This window comes from Methylorubrum populi (assembly GCF_002355515.1).
Classification (GTDB): domain Bacteria; phylum Pseudomonadota; class Alphaproteobacteria; order Rhizobiales; family Beijerinckiaceae; genus Methylobacterium; species Methylobacterium populi_A.
The window spans coordinates 5427873-5444080 of sequence record NZ_AP014809.1; the positions used below are offsets into that span (position 1 = coordinate 5427873).

14 protein-coding genes and 1 other RNA gene are annotated in these 16208 nt (G+C 70.5%); 5 read left to right on the plus strand and 10 right to left on the minus strand.

Annotation, left to right across the window (positions count from 1 at the left end; translation table 11 throughout):
* Positions 1-81 precede the first annotated feature (81 nt).
* From MPPM_RS25240 to ligA, 7 genes are all read right to left on the minus strand, one after another.
* The gene (locus tag MPPM_RS25240) at positions 82-1557 is read right to left on the minus strand and encodes a UDP-N-acetylmuramoylalanyl-D-glutamyl-2,6-diaminopimelate--D-alanyl-D-alanine ligase (protein WP_096487424.1); all 1476 of its coding nucleotides are present in this window, start codon (positions 1555-1557) and stop codon (positions 82-84) included.
* The gene (locus MPPM_RS25245) at positions 1554-3017 is read right to left on the minus strand and encodes a UDP-N-acetylmuramoyl-L-alanyl-D-glutamate--2,6-diaminopimelate ligase (RefSeq protein ID WP_096487425.1); all 1464 of its coding nucleotides are present in this window, start codon (positions 3015-3017) and stop codon (positions 1554-1556) included. The genes MPPM_RS25240 and MPPM_RS25245 overlap by 4 nt, the downstream gene beginning before the upstream one ends.
* Positions 3018-3074: 57 nt before the next feature.
* Positions 3075-4784, minus strand: coding sequence for a peptidoglycan D,D-transpeptidase FtsI family protein (locus MPPM_RS25250; protein WP_432419865.1), 1710 nt, complete (start codon positions 4782-4784; stop codon positions 3075-3077).
* A gap of 193 nt (positions 4785-4977) precedes the next feature.
* Positions 4978-5409, minus strand: a complete 432-nt coding sequence (gene ftsL / locus MPPM_RS25255) for a cell division protein FtsL (protein ID WP_096487427.1) — start codon at positions 5407-5409, stop codon at positions 4978-4980.
* Positions 5406-6461 (minus strand): 16S rRNA (cytosine(1402)-N(4))-methyltransferase RsmH, encoded by a 1056-nt coding sequence (gene rsmH, locus MPPM_RS25260; RefSeq protein WP_096487428.1) that lies wholly within the window; start codon positions 6459-6461, stop codon positions 5406-5408. Before rsmH ends, ftsL begins: the two co-directional genes overlap by 4 nt.
* A gap of 464 nt (positions 6462-6925) precedes the next feature.
* An RNA gene (gene rnpB, locus MPPM_RS25265) (RNase P RNA component class A) lies at positions 6926-7328 on the minus strand.
* A gap of 54 nt (positions 7329-7382) precedes the next feature.
* Positions 7383-9830: an NAD-dependent DNA ligase LigA gene (gene ligA / locus MPPM_RS25270; RefSeq protein ID WP_096487429.1), complete on the minus strand. Its 2448-nt coding sequence runs from the start codon at positions 9828-9830 to the stop codon at positions 7383-7385.
* 116 nt (positions 9831-9946) lie between these two features.
* On the opposite strand from ligA, the gene MPPM_RS25275 reads away from it, so the two are divergent.
* The 3 genes from MPPM_RS25275 (at position 9947) to MPPM_RS25285 (ending at position 11969) form a co-directional block, all read left to right on the plus strand.
* Complete coding sequence (locus MPPM_RS25275) at positions 9947-10267, plus strand: hypothetical protein (RefSeq protein WP_096487430.1); 321 nt, start codon at positions 9947-9949, stop codon at positions 10265-10267.
* A gap of 45 nt (positions 10268-10312) precedes the next feature.
* Positions 10313-10879: a Uma2 family endonuclease gene (locus tag MPPM_RS25280; protein WP_096487431.1), complete on the plus strand. Its 567-nt coding sequence runs from the start codon at positions 10313-10315 to the stop codon at positions 10877-10879.
* Between the two features lie 76 nt (positions 10880-10955).
* On the plus strand, positions 10956-11969 hold the full coding sequence (locus MPPM_RS25285) for an adenosine kinase (protein WP_096487432.1): 1014 nt from the start codon (positions 10956-10958) through the stop codon (positions 11967-11969).
* A gap of 55 nt (positions 11970-12024) precedes the next feature.
* Here the strand turns inward: MPPM_RS25285 and MPPM_RS25290 are convergent, their stop codons facing one another.
* Together MPPM_RS25290 and MPPM_RS25295 are read right to left on the minus strand one after the other, a co-directional pair.
* Entirely contained in the window at positions 12025-12447 is a 423-nt protein-coding gene (locus MPPM_RS25290; RefSeq protein WP_096487433.1) for an FKBP-type peptidyl-prolyl cis-trans isomerase, read from the minus strand.
* A 66-nt stretch (positions 12448-12513) separates the two neighbouring features.
* The gene (locus MPPM_RS25295) at positions 12514-12981 is read right to left on the minus strand and encodes a hypothetical protein (protein ID WP_096487434.1); all 468 of its coding nucleotides are present in this window, start codon (positions 12979-12981) and stop codon (positions 12514-12516) included.
* A 361-nt stretch (positions 12982-13342) separates the two neighbouring features.
* Here MPPM_RS25295 and MPPM_RS25300 point away from each other — a divergent pair, with 361 nt between their 5' ends.
* A complete protein-coding gene (locus MPPM_RS25300) occupies positions 13343-14563 on the plus strand; it encodes a CaiB/BaiF CoA transferase family protein (RefSeq protein WP_096487435.1) in 1221 nt (406 codons plus the stop codon).
* Positions 14564-14588: 25 nt separating this feature from the next.
* Positions 14589-15413: an enoyl-CoA hydratase gene (locus tag MPPM_RS25305; RefSeq protein ID WP_096487436.1), complete on the plus strand. Its 825-nt coding sequence runs from the start codon at positions 14589-14591 to the stop codon at positions 15411-15413.
* Between the two features lie 64 nt (positions 15414-15477).
* Here MPPM_RS25305 and MPPM_RS25310 read toward each other — a convergent pair whose 3' ends face one another.
* Positions 15478-16155, minus strand: coding sequence for a GntR family transcriptional regulator (locus MPPM_RS25310; protein ID WP_096487437.1), 678 nt, complete (start codon positions 16153-16155; stop codon positions 15478-15480).
* Positions 16156-16208: the final 53 nt, after the last annotated feature.

Below are 16208 nucleotides of genomic sequence, written 5' to 3' on the forward strand. Positions count from 1 at the left end.
TTCTTTGTCGACACGCCCGGCACGGCGTCGCGCGCGGCCGGAAGGAACGGCCGGGCGCGTGGCCCGGTCGGTGGATGACGGTCAGCGGACCGCGTTCAGCGAGGCTTCGCGCGGGTCCGGCGCGACCGCGTAGCGGGCTTTGACCGCTTCGACAATGCGGACCATGCGCATGGAGTTGGAGCCCTTCACCATCACCGCATCGCCCGGACGCAGGGTCGCGAGCACGGCGTCGGTGACGTCCGCGGCGGTGAGGCCGGCCGCCCCCCGCACCGGCATCGGCAGCGCCTCGAACAGGTGCGCCATCTGCGGGCCGACGGCGAAGACGAGATCGATGCCGTTCGCGGCGACCGCCTCCGCAAGCTCGCGGTGGAGGGTTTCGCCCGCCGCGCCCAGCTCCTTCATGTCGCCGAGCACGGCGATGCGCCGGCCCCTGGCGCCGGTCTCGATACCGGCGAGCGTCGCCAGGGCGGCGCGGATGGAGGCCGGGTTGGCGTTGTAGCTCTCGTCGATGAGGAAGGCTTCGGCTTCCCCAGCCCCTTGCTCGATCCGGAGCGCCGTGCGCTCGCCGCGCCCGACCGGCGGCTTCAGGCCCGCCAGCGACAGGGCGGCGCGGGCGAGGTCGGCGCCCAGGGCGTGGATGCAGGCCAGCACGCCGAGCGAGTTCATCGCCACGTGCCGGCCGGGCGTGCCGAGCTGGTAGGTGACGGGAACGCCCATCACTGTGGCATCGACCACCGAGACGTCGGGCCGGGTCAGGATGCGGTTGGCCCGCACATCCGCCGCCGCGTGCTCGCCGAAGGTGATGATGCGTCCGGCCCGCGAGGCATGGGCGTGGGCGAGCATCCGCTCGTAGTTCGGGTTGTCGCGGTTGATCACCGCGACGCCGCCGGGCTTCAACCCGGAAAAGATCTCGCCCTTGGCGTCGGCGATGGCCGAGAGCGAGCGGAAATGCTCGATATGCACCGGCTCGACCGTGGTGATCAGCGCCACGTCCGGCCGCACCATCGCGGTGAGCGGCAGGATCTCGGCGCCGTGGTTCATGCCGATCTCGAACACGCCGAAGCGGCTGTCCGCCGGCATCCGCGCCAGCGTCAGCGGCACACCCCAGTGATTGTTGTAGGAGGCGACCGAGGCGTGCGTTTTCCCCTGCGCCGACAGCACGTGGCGCAGGGCCTCCTTGGTGCCGGTCTTGCCGACGGAGCCGGTCACCGCGACGATGGCGGCCCCGGTGCGGGCGCGGGCGGCCAGGCCGAGGCGGCGCATCGCCTCCAGAACCGGATCGTCGCCCTCCTCCGGCACGGCCAGCACCGGACCGATCTTTTCGAACTCAGCCGCGCGCGAGGCGGCGACCACGGCGGCGCCCGCGCCCTTCTCAAGGGCAGCCGGTACGAAGTCGTGGCCGTCCCGCGCCTCGCCGCGGATGGCGAAGAACAGGTCGCCGGGCTCCAGGCTGCGGGTGTCGATCGACGCGCCGGTGACCGCGCGGGGCGCGCCGATCAGGCGTCCGCCGGTGGCCGCTTCCAGGGAATCCGGGGTCCAGAGGGGGGCGTCGCTCATCCGTTCAACTCCGCGATCGCGGCGCGCAGGGTGTCGTGATCCGAGAACGGGAGCACGCGTGACCCGACGATCTGGCCGGTTTCATGACCTTTGCCGGCCACCACCAGCACGTCGCCGGCGCTCAGAGCGCGCACGCCGGCCCGGATCGCCTCGGCCCGGTCGCCGATCTCTTCCGCGCCCGGCGCCGCGGCGAGGATCGCGGCGCGGATCGCGGCGGGCTCCTCGTTGCGGGGGTTGTCGTCGGTGACGATGACCCGGTCGGCGAGGCGCTCGGCGATGGCGCCCATGATCGGCCGCTTGCCGGCGTCGCGGTTGCCGCCGCAGCCGAACACCACGACGAGGCGCCCGCTGGCGAAGGGACGCAAAGCCGTCAGCACATGCTCCAGCGCCTCCGGCTTGTGGGCGTAGTCGACGAGGCACAGGCCCCCGTTCGCCTCGCCGATCCGCTCCATCCGGCCCGGCACGCCGGTCAGCCCTTCGAGGGCGGCGAAGACGCCCGCCGGATCGGCCGCGCCCGCCGGCGTCGCCAGCGCGAGACCTGCCGCGACGAGCGCGTTCTCGACCTGGAAGCCGCCCACCAGCGGCAGGCGCACGCGGTAATCGCGGCCGCCATGGGCCAGCGTCAGGCTCTGCGAGAAGCCAGCCGTGCCGGCGTCGATCAGGCGGATGAAGTCGCCGCCGCGTCCGGTGGTCAGGACCGCGTGCCCGGCGGCATCGGCGGTGCCGATGACGCGCTCGGCATAGGCGCCGTCGGCGTTGACGACGGCCGGGCGGCCTTTCGGCAGCAGTGTCGTGAACAGCCGGAGCTTGGCCTCGAGATAATCCTCGATCGTCGGGTGATAATCGAGGTGGTCGCGGCCGAGATTGGTGAAGGCGGCGGCCGTCAGCGCGACCCCGTCGAGGCGGCGCTGCTCGATGCCGTGGGAGGAGGCCTCCATGGCGAGATCGGTGATGCCCTCCTCCGCCAGCCGCGCCAGGGTCTCATGCAGCGTCACGGGATCGGGGGTCGTCAGGGAGCCGTAGGCCGCGCCCCGGTTCGTGACGATGCCGACGGTGCCGAGGCTGGCCGCGTCCCGGCCGAGCCGCGACAGGATCTGCCGTACGAAATCGGCGACCGAGCTTTTGCCGCTCGTGCCGGTGACCGCCACCACCGTCTCCGGCTGGCGCCCGGACAGGCGGGCGGCGGCGAGGGCGAGCGCCCGGCGGGCCTCCGCCACCTCGATCCAGGCGGTCGCCTCGGGCAGGTCCGCCGGGCGCCTCCCCTCCCCGGCCACGGCGACCGCCCCGGCCGCTGCCGCGGCTGCGGCGAAGAGTCGGCCGTCGGCGGTCGTGCCGGGCACGGCCACGAACACGCCGCCGGGCACGACCCGGCGGCTGTCGGCGGTGAGGCCGGCGACGGGTCGGGCGGCGATCGCCGGGTCCGCCTCCGGGAACAGGTCAGCAAGCGTCGGCTGGCTCATCGGGAAGAATCCTCGGAAGAGTCCGTGCGGGTCAGGCCGACCGGGTACAGGCCATCGTCACTGTCCGTCCACCATGGTCGCATGGTAGGCGCCGAGCTTCACCATGAGCGGGAAGGGCTTGACCGGCGGGTCGAAGCGCGGCGCCAGCCCGAGGATCGGCGCGGCCCGCTCGATGATCTTGCCCGTCACCGTACCGGAATTGTAGGCGGCGGTGGCGTAGCCGCCGGTCTCGGGCAGGCCCTGCGGCTCGTCCATGATGGTCAGGAACAGGTATTTCGGCTTGTCCATGGGGGCGGCCGCCATGAAGGTCGTGAACAGGCGGTTCTTGGCGTAGCGCCCGTTGATGACCTTCTCCGCCGTGCCGGTCTTGCCGCCGACATAGTAGAGCGGGACCGACGCCTTCTTGGCCGAGCCCTCGGTGGCGTTGAGGCGCATGATGAAGCGCATGGCCTCGCTGGCCTCGGGCTTCAGCACGTGGCTCGCCTTCGCCCGCGCGGTCGCCTCGTCGCTCTTGAGGAAGGTTGGCGTCATCAGGTCGCCGCCGTTGATGATCGCCGCCACCGCCGCCGCCGCCTGGATCGGCGCCACCGCGATGCCGTGGCCGAAGGCGATCGTGATGGTGTTGATCTCGGCCCAGCGCGGCGGAAGGATCGGCGCGGCCGATTCCGGCAGCTCGGTGCGCATCCGGTCGAGCAGGCCCATCTTCTTGAGGAAGGCGCGGTGGCCGGGCACGCCGACGCCGAGCGCCATCTTGGCCGAGCCAATGTTGGAGGAGTGGGTGAACACCTCCGGCATGGTCAGCACGCGGCCGGTGGCGTGGTAGTCGTGGATCTTCTGCCGGCCCCAATGCAGCACGCCGCCGCGGGTGTCGAAGGTCGAGTTGACGTTGTACTTGCCGGAATCGAGCGCCATGGCGAGGGTCATCGCCTTGAAGGTCGAGCCCATCTCGTAGACGCCGACATTCATCCGGTTGATGCGGTCGTCGGACAGCGCGTCCTTCGGCTCGTTGGGGTCGAAATCCGGGTAGGAGGCGAGCGCGATCACCTCGCCGGTGGTCACGTCGAGGATCATTGAGGCGCCGGCCTTCGCCTTGAACTTCTCCACGCCCTTCACGAGCTCGTCGCGCACGGCGAACTGGGCGCGCAGGTCGAGGGAGAGCTGGATCGGCGAGAGGTCGGTCTGCTTGGCCACGAGCCCGAACTCGTTGAGCGCCTTGTTGCCGCGGTTGTCGATGTACTTCTCGATCCCGGCGATGCCGATATTGTCGAGGTTGGTCGCGCCGATGATGTGCGCCGCCGCCACCCCGTTCGGGTAGACGCGCTTGTGGTCGGGCAGGAAGCCGACGCCGGGAATGCCGAGGCGGTGGACTTCGAGCTGCTGCTTCGGCGTGATCTCGCGCTTGATCCAGACGAAACCCTTCTTCGAGGACAGCTTCGAGCGCAACTCCGCGGCGTTCAGCTCCGGCAGAACCGCGGTCAGGAGTTCCACTGCCTCGTCGGTGTCGAAGGTGCGCGCCATCCGCTTCGGCTCGGCGAAGACCGAGACGGTGCGGATGTCGGTGGCCAGAATCTCGCCGTTGCGGTCGATGATGTCCGGACGGATCGCGGTGGTGGCGGCGGCCGCCACGCGGTGCTCGTCGCTGTTGTTGGCGGGCGTGGCCGCGATCACGATCAGCCGCACGCCGATCGTCATGAACACCGCCGTGAAGGCGAGGCCGACCAGCGCCACGCGGGCATGCGACCGCTCGATCGCGAGGCGAAACATCATCCGGGCGACCCGCGTCAGCGCCGTGGCCGGCGGCTCGCTCGTCACCACGCGCTCCGGAATCGGGTCCGGAGCGGCCTGCGAGAGGGCGGTATCTTGCGCAACCGCGCTCGACCCCTCCGGCGACGGATCGTGCGAGGGAGCAGGCAACGGATCGTGCGAGGGATCGTGCGACGGATCTTGGGACACGGGAACGCTACCTCGAAACCGCCGGCGGGCGGGTGGAGACGGTGCGGGTGGTGACCGAGCCCGTCGTGCGCGGCTCGTCGCGGGCGCTCGCCGGCTTGTCCTTCGGCGTCGCGGTCGGGGTCGCCGTGGAGGCCAGGAGGCGGCCGATCTCGTCACCGCGGTCGGGCCGGTTCGGCAGGTCGGAGAGCCGGGCGAGATGCCCGTCCCCGATGGGCTCGAGGGTGAGGTGCCGCTCGACCGCCGCCTGGAGCCGGTCGGGCCGGGTCAGGAGCTGCCATTCGGCGCGCAGCACGGCGATGGCCTGCCGCTCCTTGTGCAGGGCGGTCTTCAGCTTGGAGACCTGGCCCGCCTGATAGAGCGTGTCGTACTTGATCGAGTAGGCGTAGACCGCCGAGCCGATCAGGCCGACGATCGCCAGCACGTTGAGAAGCCGGATCACCGCCGCACCCCCCGTCCCTGCGGAGCCGGCAGGCTTGCCAGCGTCTCGATGGCGCTCAGCGGCGGCGGCGGCGGTGCCTCGGTCCGCTCTCCGGCGCGCAGCTTGGCCGAGCGCGCCCGCGGATTGACGTCCGTCTCCGCCTCCGAGGGCAGGACCGGCCCCTTGGTCACGAGCTGAAAGCTCTTGGGCGCCGGCCGCTCGACGCCCGGCAGGTGGCGGGAGGCCTGGGCCGCCCGGCCGCTGCGGGCGGAGAAGAACTGCTTCACGATGCGGTCTTCGAGCGAGTGGAACGTCACCACGGCGAGACGGCCGCCGGGCCTCAGCACCCGCTCGGCGGCGTGCAGGCCGCGCACCAGTTCGCCGAGTTCGTCGTTCACCGCGATCCGCAGGCCCTGGAAGCTGCGGGTCGCCGGATGGATCGGGCTTCCGGGCTCGGGCCGCACCACGCCGGCGATGAGGTCGGCGAGCTGCGCCGTCGTCTCGATCGGGGCGCGGCGGCGTGCCTCGACGATGGCTCGGGCCACCGCCCGCGAGCGGCGCTCCTCGCCGAAATGGTAGAGGATGTCGGCAAGCGTGCTCTCCTCCTCGCCGTTCACGAGGTCGGCCGCGGACGGTCCCTCGCCACCCATGCGCATGTCGAGCGGCCCGTCCTGCCGGAACGAGAAGCCGCGATGCGCCTCGTCGAGCTGCATCGAGGACACGCCGATATCGAGCACGACCCAGTCGGCCTGCGCCTCGCCCTGGTCGGCGAGCAGGGTGTCGAGATCGCCGAAGCGGCCCTGAACCAGCCGCAGGCGGCCCCCGGAGGCCTCGACCAGATCCGCGCCGCTACGGATCGCGGTCGGGTCGCGGTCGATGGCGATGACGCGCATTTCCGGCCCGGCGTCGAGCAGCGCGCGGGTGTAGCCGCCCGCACCGAAGGTACCGTCCACGGCCAGTCCCGGCCGGTCGAGGGCGAGCGCGGCGAGAACCTCGGCGAGGAGCACGGGAACGTGGCGGGCGGATTCGGTCCTGGCCGTTTCGCCCTTCGCCGTCCGCGGCGCCCGGCTCATCGGCGCTGCCCCGCGCCGCTCTCGCGGAATCCGGAGAAAGCTCGGGCGCCATCCGGCGAGGGACGAGTCATGAGGGCCTGCTGAATGGACGGACCGGAGGGCGACCCGGTCGGATGTGGCGACGCCGATCCGCGAGGGGTTCCGGCCATGCGCGCGCAGCCCCGCGAGGCAACCTGAGCGAGTGTTGGCCGATCCAGAATAGGGCGTCAACGGGATGGCTCGGGGTAACATGGGCCCTCGAAACGCGTCAACGAGCTTGACCGTGCAGGCTGCTCTGATCTGACCGCATCAAGGTTAACCGAGCGTCAATGGCACCGACATTTTCTTGAGGTTTACCAAGCGGGGCGAGCGGCAACCCATGCTTCGGAGCCGGTTCCGCGCTGCCGGATTTCGCGAAGTCCGGGAAGCACTTCGACGCGCCAAAAATGGAAAGCACTCTTCGCGCGGTTGGGGCATGCGCCGGGTGGATCAGCCGGCCTGTAAGCCGGGTTCTGTAGGGCCCGTGGGCAAGCCCACGGACGTGGCAGCCATTCCTCTGGGACGGCCGTTGCCGGCCGCCTCGAGCAACCAACCCGGGCGACGAGCCTGGAGAGCGGGCCTGCCCTCTCCTCGCGGAGAAGGCGTGTCGCCCCTATTCGGTTTTGCTCCCGGTGGGGTTTGCCGTGCCGTCCGCGTTGCCGCGTCCGCGGTGCGCTCTTACCGCACCCTTTCACCCTGACCCCGCGAAGGACGAGCCTTGCGGGGCGGTCTGCTCTCTGTGGCACTGTCCCTGGGGTCGCCCCCGCCGGAGGTTATCCGGCACCGCCTCTCCATGGAGCCCGGACTTTCCTCCCCGTCTGACGACGGAGCGGCCGCCCGGCCGGCTGATCCGGGGCACGGATTGCGCCGCGGGGGACGCGGGGTCAAGGCTGGAGGCCGAAATTACACCTTCGCCAGCATCGCCAGCCAATCGTCCTCGGAGACCACCTTCACCCCGTGCCGTTCGGCGTCCTTGAGCTTCGAGCCGGCGCCGGGCCCCGCGACCACGAGGTCGGTCTTGGCCGAGACCGAGCCCGAGACCTTGGCGCCGAGCCGCTCAGCGGTGGCTTTGGCCTCGCTGCGGGTCATCTTCTCCAAGGTGCCGGTGAAGACCACGGTCTTGCCGGCAAAGGCCGCGGCCGAGGCGGTCGGGGCGGCCAGCGGCTCCGTGGTGACCTCTTCGAGCAGCGCCTGGACCGCCGCATCGTTGTGGGGTTCGGAGAAGAACTGGATCAGCGAATCCGTCGCCACGGGGCCGATCTCGCCATCGTCGGCGAACAGCCGGTAGGCGTCGCCCGGCCGCTGCGAGGCCGCCCGTTCAAGCGCCGCGTCGGCCTCTGCTTCGCTCCCGTAATGGGCGAGCACCGCCTCGCGCTGCGAGGGGGTGAGCCGTCCGCGCAGGCGGGCGCCGAGGCTCAGGTCCTGCATCGCCTCGCCCGGCAGCGGATCGAGTGTCTCGAACAGCCGGTCGCGGGTGCCGGGCCCGATCCGGGGCAGCGCCGAGAGTTCGAGCCAGTCGCGGCCCGCCTGCTCCCGCGTCGCCGCGTCGAGGGCCGCCATCAGCGCGGGCATGTCGGGGAAGCGCTTCGCGAGCGCCTTGGCGGTCGATTCGCCGATCTGCGGGATGCCGAGGGCGAACAGGAAGCGGTTGAGCGGGATCTTCCGGCGCGCCTCCAGCGAGGCGAGCAGGTTCTTGATCGCCTTGTCCTCCTCCTCGCCCTTCTTCTTGGTCGGCTTCTTCGGCGCCGGCTCGCCCTCGGCGCGGCGCTGCGCGGAGAGGGCCTCGCGCCGGGCGACGATGGCGGCCTTCAGCGGCTCGAATTCGAGCCGGAACAGGTCGGCGGGCTGCTTCACGAGGCCCGCCTCGAACAGCACCTCGATATAGGTCTGGCCGAACCCTTCGAGATCGAAGCCGTTGCGCGAGACGAAGTGCTTGAGCCGCTCCACCCCCTGCGCCGGGCAGATCAGACCGCCGGTACAGCGGCGGATCGCATCGAGTTTTTTCGTGCGCGGGTTCAACTCGCGCACCGCCCGGCTGCCGCAGGCCGGGCAGGTTTCGGGGAAGACGTAGGGCACGGCGTCGGCCGGGCGCTTGTCGAGCACCACGTCCATGACCTTCGGGATCACGTCGCCGGCGCGTACCACGATCACGGTGTCGCCGACGCGGATGTCGCGGCCCTCGCGGATCGGCTCGCCATCCGCGCCGACGCCCTGGACGTAGCCCTCGTTGTGCAGGGTCGCGTTCGAGACCACGACGCCGCCGACGGTGACGGGCTTGAGGCGGGCCAGCGGGTTGAGCGAGCCGGTGCGGCCGACATTGATGTCGATGGCGAGAAGTTCGGTGATCGCCTCTTGCGCCGCGAATTTGTGCGCCAGCGCCCAGCGCGGCGCCCGGCTGACGAAGCCGAGGCGTCGCTGGAAACCGAGATCGTCCACCTTGTAGACGACGCCGTCGATGTCGTAGCCGAGACCGGCCCGCTCCGCCTCGATGGCGCGGTAATGGGCGATCATCTCCTCCGCCGAACGGCACAGCTTGGTCCGCGGATTGACCGGCAGGCCCCAGCCGCGGAACCGCTCGAGCACCGCCGACTGCGTGTCGGCGAAGGGTTCGGAGACCTCGCCCCAGGCATAGGCGAAGAAGCGCAGGGGCCGCGAGGCGGTGATCGCCGGATCGAGCTGGCGCAGCGACCCGGCCGCCGCGTTGCGCGGATTGGCGAAGAGCGGCTTGCCCGCCGCCTCCTGGCGCGCGTTGATGCCTGCGAAATCGGCGTGCGATAGGTAGACCTCGCCGCGCACCTCCAGCACCTCGGGAATGTTTTCGCCCGACAGCGTCTCGGGGATGTCCTCCACCGTCAGCGCGTTGGCAGTGACGTTCTCGCCGACCTCGCCGTCGCCGCGCGTCGCCGCCGTGACGAGTTTTCCCCCCTCGTAGCGCAGCGACAGCGACAGCCCGTCGATCTTCGGCTCGGCGGTGAAGGCGACGGGCTCGTCGGCCGTCAGGTTGAGGAAGCGGCGCACGCGGGCGACGAATTCCTCGACGTCCTCGTCGGCGAAGGCGTTGCCCAGCGAGAGCATCGGCACCGCGTGCCGGACCTTGGCGAACTTTTCCGACGGCTTGGCGCCGACGCCCGCGCTCGCCTCGGTGGTGCCGGTCAGCGCGGGAAAGCGCGCCTCGATCGCCTCCAGCTCCTGGCGCAGGGCGTCGTATTCGGCGTCCGTCAGCTCGGGCGCGTCCTCGTTGTAGTAGAGGTGGTTTGCCCGCTCGATCGCCCGGGACAGCTCGGCGTGGCGTGCCTGGGCGGCGTCCTCGCTCAGGGATTCGACGGCGGCGGAGGGGGGCGTGCGCGGCATGGAACGCGTTCTAACCGATCTCGCGCGACGGTGCGTTAACGCTGGCGCCGGGGCGACCCCATTCCCGCCACAACTCGGCGGCCAGAACCGTCGCAGGAACGGCTCGGGGACGGATCATGGCAGGACGCATCTTCACGGCTTTGGCGCTGGCCGGCCTCGCGGGGCCGGTCTTCGCCGCCCCCTGCATCCCGCCGACGCCCCCGCCGGCCGAGGCGCGGCCGGAAAAGCCGAAGCTTCCGGAAAAACCCGCCTGCCTCGACAAGAAGGACGGCTGCCCCGGCTGGGAGGCCTACAGCTACAACGACGCGATCAAGGCCTACAACGCCCAGGCCCAGGCTTTCCAATCGATCGCAGGGGCTTACGTCCAGAAGCTCAACGCGTATGTGAAGGCGAGTTCGGACTACGCGCAGTGCGAGGTGAAGGCGCTGCAGCAGTAGCGTCCCGCCTTCGCCGGCATCGGGAATGGTGATAGGCTCAAGCCTATGAGCGTGCAGCCCAAGGTCGGGCCGACAGCCCGTATGACCGTCGATGAGTTCCTGACCTGGGCCGAGGGCCGGCCGGGGCGGCACGAACTCCTCGATGGTGAGGTATTCGCGATGTCGCCCCAGCGGGCGGTTCATGCCCGCGTGAAGTATCGGGTTCATCGTGCCCTCGACCGAGCGATCGCGGCGGCCGGCCTGCCGTGCGAGATGTTTCCCGACGGGATGGTCGTTCGCGTCGATGACGATACGTCCTTCGAGCCGGATGCCCTCGTCCGCTGCGGCGAGCGTCTCGCGGACAGCGCGATTGAAGCCGACGCGCCGGTGATCGTGGTCGAAGTCATCTCCCCAAGCACGAAGCACGTCGATACCGGCGCCAAGCTCCTCGGCTACTTCCGCCTGCCGAGCCTGCGCCATTACCTCATCCTCGACACCGAGCGGCGCACGGTGATCCACCACCGCCGCAGCACAGGCGATCTGATCGAGACCCGGATCGTCGCATCCGGCGATCTTTCGCTCGATCCGCCCGGGCTCACGCTCCCCGTCGCGGCCCTGTTCGCGGAGCCTTGAGGCGGCCCTTGCTTGACGCTCGTCGAGCGGGGTGCGACAGGCCCGGCCCATCTGTCACGCGAGACCGGACGGCCCGATGTCCCAATCCCTCGACCTTCTCGTCCTCGGCAACGCCATCGTCGATCTCATCGCCCATGCCGACGAGGATTTCCTCGTCCAGCAGGGCGTGGCGAAGGGCGCGATGCAGCTCATCGACGAGCCGCGGGCCGAGAACCTCTTCGAGGTGATGGGGCCGGCCACCGTCGTCTCTGGCGGCTCGGGCGCCAACACGGCGGTCGGCGCGGCGCTGCTCGGCGCCAAGACCGGCTTCGTCGGCAAGGTGCACGAGGACGAACTCGGCCGGCTGTTCAGCCACGACCTGAAGGCGACCGGCGTGCGCTTCGACGTGCCCGCCGCCACCGAGGGCCCGGCCACCGCCCGCTGCTTCATCCTGGTGACGCCCGATGGCGAGCGCACCATGAACACCTATCTCGGCGCCTGCCAGGGCCTCTCCCCCGACGACGTGGACGAGGCCACGGTCCGCTCGGCCCGCGTCACCTATCTCGAAGGTTATCTGTGGGATCCGCCCGCCGCCAAGGATGCGTTCCGCAAGGCGGTGAAGGTCGCGCATTCCGCCGGCAACGCCGTCGCGCTGACCCTGTCGGACGCCTTCTGCGTCGGCCGCTACCGCGACGAGTTCCTCGAACTCATCCGCAACGGCAGCATCGACATCCTGTTCGCCAATATCGGCGAGCTGCAGAGCCTCTACCAAACGGACGACCCGGATGCGGCGGTCGCGGCGCTGCGCGAGGAGCGCGGCGTCAAGGGCACGCACCTGCTCGGCCTCGTCACCCGCTCGGCTCAGGGCGCGCTCGTGGTGCGCGGCGGCGAGGTGCGGGCGGTGGACGCCTTCCCGGCGCGCGAGGTGGTCGACACCACGGGAGCGGGCGATCTGTTCGCGGCGGGCTTCCTGGCCGGCTACACCCGCGGCATCGATTACGTGGCCTCGGCCCGTCTCGGTGCGCTCGCGGCGGCCGAGGTGATCGAGCATATCGGCGCCCGGCCGCAGCGGGATCTTCTGGCCCTGGCCCGCGAGCACCGGCTCATCTGAGGCCCCCGTTGACGGGATCCGGCGCCCTTTAGGGGCGCCGGACGGGACGCGACGATCAGCGCGAGCCGATCAGCTCGACGTCGAAGATCAGCGTCGCGTTCGGCGGGATCACGCCGCCGGCGCCGCGGGCGCCGTAGCCGAGCGCCGGCGGGATCGTCAGGATGCGGCGGCCGCCGGCCTTCATCGTGGCGACGCCTTCGTCCCAGCCGCGGATTACCTGGCCCGCGCCGATGGTGAAGGAGAAGGGCTGGCCGCGGTCGCGCGACGAGTCGAACTTCTTGCCCCGCTTGCCGCCGCCCTCGTCGAGCCAGCCGGTGTAGTGGACGGTGACCTGCTGGCCGGTCTTCGGCTCGGGGCCGGTGCCGATCACCTCGTCGGTGTAGCTGAGGCCCGAGGGCAGCGTCACGGGCTGGGCGGCGGAAGCGGCACTGGTCATGGCGAGGGCGATGGCTCCGGCTATGGGAAGGATCGAGCGCATGGTTTCGTCTCGGCGCGTCGTCGCTGACGACGGGGCGCGCGGGTTAGCACGCGCCCGGCCGCAAGGCTAATAGCGGGCGCTGACGGCCCCTCGCTCGATCGCCGGGCAGGCGCCGGCCTGCGGGCCGACGACGAGGTCGCCCTGCCGCGGATTGTTGAGGGCGAGCGGTCCCGTCTCCTTCCGGCCGATGAAGCCGCCGCCGAGCTGGTCCTCGAAGAAGCCGTCGCCGAAGCGGATGTAGCAGCGGTCGATGATCGCCACCGTGTCGTAGCTCGCCCGGTAGGCGGCCTGCTCCGGCAACGCTCCGGGGCCGCAGGTCAGCGCCACGTCGATGCGGCCGGATTGGTAATAGTTGATCGTCTGCGAGCGGCCCGGCCGCACCGCGACCCAGGGGCCGCCGTCGCGGCTGACGAGGGCGATGTAGCCCGACTTGTTGACGATGCGCCGGGCGCAGGACGCGTCCGCGGACGTAATCCCTGTCGCCGCAACGGCGAGGGCCGCCGCAAGTCCGAGTGCCGTGCTCAACTTACGCATCAATCCCTCCGCTCGCTCACCCGACGCTCGCCGACTCCGGAAAGGTGCGCTTCCCGACGGCCACGCTTTCGCCGACAACCGGGAGCCGGCCCACGCGTTCCATCGATCGCAGCTTGCGTGACAGGCCTCCGATCCCTGATCCGCAAATCGCATGCAAAACGGGTTGCCTTGACCTCGGAGCGACCCGTAAAAACAATTCAAAATGCGGGCGAGTCCAGCGGGGCGCGGGACCGCAAACGGCGCTGCCGCGGGACGGCTCGCTCAGAACGGGAGATTCGTCCGATGGATTGCTGTCAGGCATCCGAGGGAACTGGCGACTCGCCTTGTGCGTGCGAACTCGTCGCGGCGCGCGGCTGAGCCGATGACGGAGGCTTTGAAATCCGGCCCGCTGGTCGGCGTGAAGGTCGTCGAACTCGCTCACATCATGGCCGGCCCGGTCTGCGGGCTGATGCTCGGCGACATGGGTGCCGAGGTCATCAAGGTCGAGAAGATCGAGGGCGGCGACGACACCCGCCGCTCCGTTCCCCCCGCGATCGCGGGCGAGAGCGCCGCCTACATGATGATGAATCGCGGCAAGCGCGGGATCGCCCTCGACCTCAAGAGCGCGGACGGCAAGGCGGTGCTGCGCCGCCTGCTCGCCGATGCGGACGTGCTGATTGAGAACTACCGCGCGGGGACGATGGAGCGCCTCGATCTCGGCTACGAGGTGCTCCGCCAGGAATTTCCGGGGCTGATCTACTGCTCCCTCTCCGGCTTCGGCCGATCGGGCCCCTACGCCGAGCGGGCGGGCTTCGACCTCGTGGCGCAGGGCATGAGCGGGCTGATGAGCATCACCGGCGAGCGGCCGGGTCGCCCGCCGATGAAGTGCGGGCCGCCGGTCACCGACATCACCGCCGGCATCCTGGCGGCGATGGGCGTGCTCGCCGCTCATGTCCACAAGCTGAAAACCGGCGAGGGGCAGATCGTCGACACCTCACTGTTCGAGGCCGGCATCACCCTCACCTACTGGCAATCAGCCATCGCCATGGCGACCGGCACGGCGCCGGGGCCGATGGGCTCGGCCCATCCACTCAATGCGCCCTACGAGGCGTTCGAGACGCAGGACGGCTGGATCACCATCGGAGCCGCCAACCAGACCAACTGGCTGCGGCTGCTGGCGGTGCTCGGCGCCGAGGATCTCGCCGACGATCCGCGCTTCTCGACCAACCGCGACCGCATGGCGAACCGGGAAGCGCTGGCCGCGGCGCTCGCCCCGCATTTCCGCACCGCGTCCTCGGCCGATTGGCTCGCGCGGCTGGAGGCCGGCGGCGTGCCGGCCGGGCCGGTCCTCGACGTGCTCGCCATGCAGGCCGACCCGCAGGCGCGGGCCCGCGAGATGGTCGTCGAGGTCGAGCACGGTCGCGCCGGGCGGATGAGCACCCTCGGCCTTCCGGTGAAGTTCTCCGCGACGCCGGGACGGGTGCACGGCCCCGCGCCGCTGCTGGGCGAACATAGCCGCGCCATCCTGGCGCAAGCCGGCTATGACGGGGCGGCGATCGACGATCTGATCGCCCGGGGCGTCGTGCGCGAGACGACGGCCTGAGAGACGCTTGACGAGGAGCCGCTGCATGAACGCCGACGCCGAGACCGCCTCGACCGACGAACTGCTCTTCGCGGTGGACGCGGAGGGCATCGCCCGCATCACGCTCAACCGGCCGAAGGCGCGCAACGCCCTGACCTTCGCCATGTATCGCGGGCTGGTCGAACTGTGCGAGCGGATCGAGGCGGATCGCGCGGTCAAGGCGGTGATCATCACCGGCGCCGGCGACAAGGCGTTCGCGGCCGGCACCGACATCGCCCAGTTCCGCAGCTTCAGCAAACCGGAGGACGCCATCGGCTACGAGCGCTTCATGGACCGGGTGCTCGGAGGGCTGGAGCGGCTGCGGGTACCGACCATCGCGGCGATCGCCGGGGCCTGCACCGGCGGCGGCGCGGCCATCGCCGCCGCCTGCGACATGCGCATCGCCAGCCGTGACGCCCGCTTCGGCTTTCCGATCGCCCGGACGCTCGGCAATTGCCTGTCGCAGAACACCCTGCGGCGCCTCGCGAATCTCATCGGCGGTCCTCGTGTGAAGGACATCCTGTTCACCGCCCGGCTCGTTGAGGCGCAGGAGGCGCTGGCGATCGGCTTCGTCAACGAGGTGGTGGAGGATGCCACCGCCGTCGCGGCCCGCGCCGACGCGCTCGCCGCCCTGCTCGCGAGCCACGCGCCGCTCACCCTTCAGGCGACCAAGGAAGGGCTTCGCCGCATCGCCGAGGAAGGCGCGCCGGAGCCCGGCGAGGGCGAACGGCCCGGCGACGACCTGATCCTGATGACCTACATGAGCGAGGACTTCCGCGAGGGTATGGAAGCCTTCCTCGGAAAGCGTCCGCCGAACTTCAAGGGGCGATAGGGCGCTTCGTCCGCGTCAACGCTTCCGCTCCGCAGCGCGACGGCGGCGCCCTTCCAGGGCCGCCTCAGTTCCCCTCCTCGCCGTACATCGCCGCGATCACCGGCTTCTTCGCCCGGATATGCCGACGCATCAGGGCGGCGAGGCCGTCGGCGTCGCGGGCGCGCAGCAGCGGGATCATGCGCTCGTGCTCCTCGACCGCCTGCGCCCATTGCGCCTCGGTCTGGTGCGCGCTGTAGCGGGAGCGCTGGATGCGGCCGGTGAGGCCGAGATAGAGGCTGCGCAACTTGCTGTTGCGGCTCGCCAGCATGATGGCTTCGTGAATCTCGCGGTTGAGGCGGAAGTAGTTCGCCTCGTCGCGCCCCTGCCACGCCGCTACCATGTCGCGATGCATCGCCTCGATCGCGGTCAGCTCCTCCTCGGTCACCGACCGGCAGGCGAGTTCGCAGGCCGTCGCCTCCAGCCCAGCGATGACCTCGATCATCTCCTCGAGCTCGTTGCGCGAGATGCTCGCGACGCGCGCCCCGCGGTTGGGCAGCAGTTCCAGCAGCCCTTCCGTCGCGAGGATCTTGATCGCTTCGCGCAGGGGCGTGCGGGAAATCCCGAACCGTTCGGTCAGCTCGCTTTCGTTGACGCGCGCGCGCGGCTCCAGTTCGCCCTCATTGATCAGTTCACGCATCCGGTCCGCCACCTCGTCGTGAAGGTAGCGGCGGCTGATCCCGATACTGGGCTCAATTCTATTCATCGAGCTCTCAAAGAATTTTAAATGCGAGACTTCGCATCGTAATTTCTAGGCTT

Bases quoted from the DNA above. Each gene is read 5' to 3' on its own strand.
- MPPM_RS25290 (WP_096487433.1), bottom strand. From the start codon at position 12,447: ATGCGCTCGATCCTTCCCATAGCCGGAGCCATCGCCCTCGCCATGACC.
- MPPM_RS25310 (WP_096487437.1), bottom strand. From the start codon at position 16,155: ATGAATAGAATTGAGCCCAGTATCGGGATCAGCCGCCGCTACCTTCAC.
- rsmH (WP_096487428.1), bottom strand. From the start codon at position 6,461: ATGAGCCGGGCGCCGCGGACGGCGAAGGGCGAAACGGCCAGGACCGAA.
- MPPM_RS25280 (WP_096487431.1), top strand. From the start codon at position 10,313: ATGAGCGTGCAGCCCAAGGTCGGGCCGACAGCCCGTATGACCGTCGAT.
- MPPM_RS25240 (WP_096487424.1), bottom strand. From the start codon at position 1,557: ATGAGCGACGCCCCCCTCTGGACCCCGGATTCCCTGGAAGCGGCCACC.
- MPPM_RS25305 (WP_096487436.1), top strand. From the start codon at position 14,589: ATGAACGCCGACGCCGAGACCGCCTCGACCGACGAACTGCTCTTCGCG.
- MPPM_RS25285 (WP_096487432.1), top strand. From the start codon at position 10,956: ATGTCCCAATCCCTCGACCTTCTCGTCCTCGGCAACGCCATCGTCGAT.
- MPPM_RS25295 (WP_096487434.1), bottom strand. From the start codon at position 12,981: ATGCGTAAGTTGAGCACGGCACTCGGACTTGCGGCGGCCCTCGCCGTT.
- MPPM_RS25275 (WP_096487430.1), top strand. From the start codon at position 9,947: ATGGCAGGACGCATCTTCACGGCTTTGGCGCTGGCCGGCCTCGCGGGG.
- MPPM_RS25245 (WP_096487425.1), bottom strand. From the start codon at position 3,017: ATGAGCCAGCCGACGCTTGCTGACCTGTTCCCGGAGGCGGACCCGGCG.
- ligA (WP_096487429.1), bottom strand. From the start codon at position 9,830: ATGCCGCGCACGCCCCCCTCCGCCGCCGTCGAATCCCTGAGCGAGGAC.
- MPPM_RS25250 (WP_432419865.1), bottom strand. From the start codon at position 4,784: ATGATGTTTCGCCTCGCGATCGAGCGGTCGCATGCCCGCGTGGCGCTG.
- MPPM_RS25300 (WP_096487435.1), top strand. From the start codon at position 13,343: ATGACGGAGGCTTTGAAATCCGGCCCGCTGGTCGGCGTGAAGGTCGTC.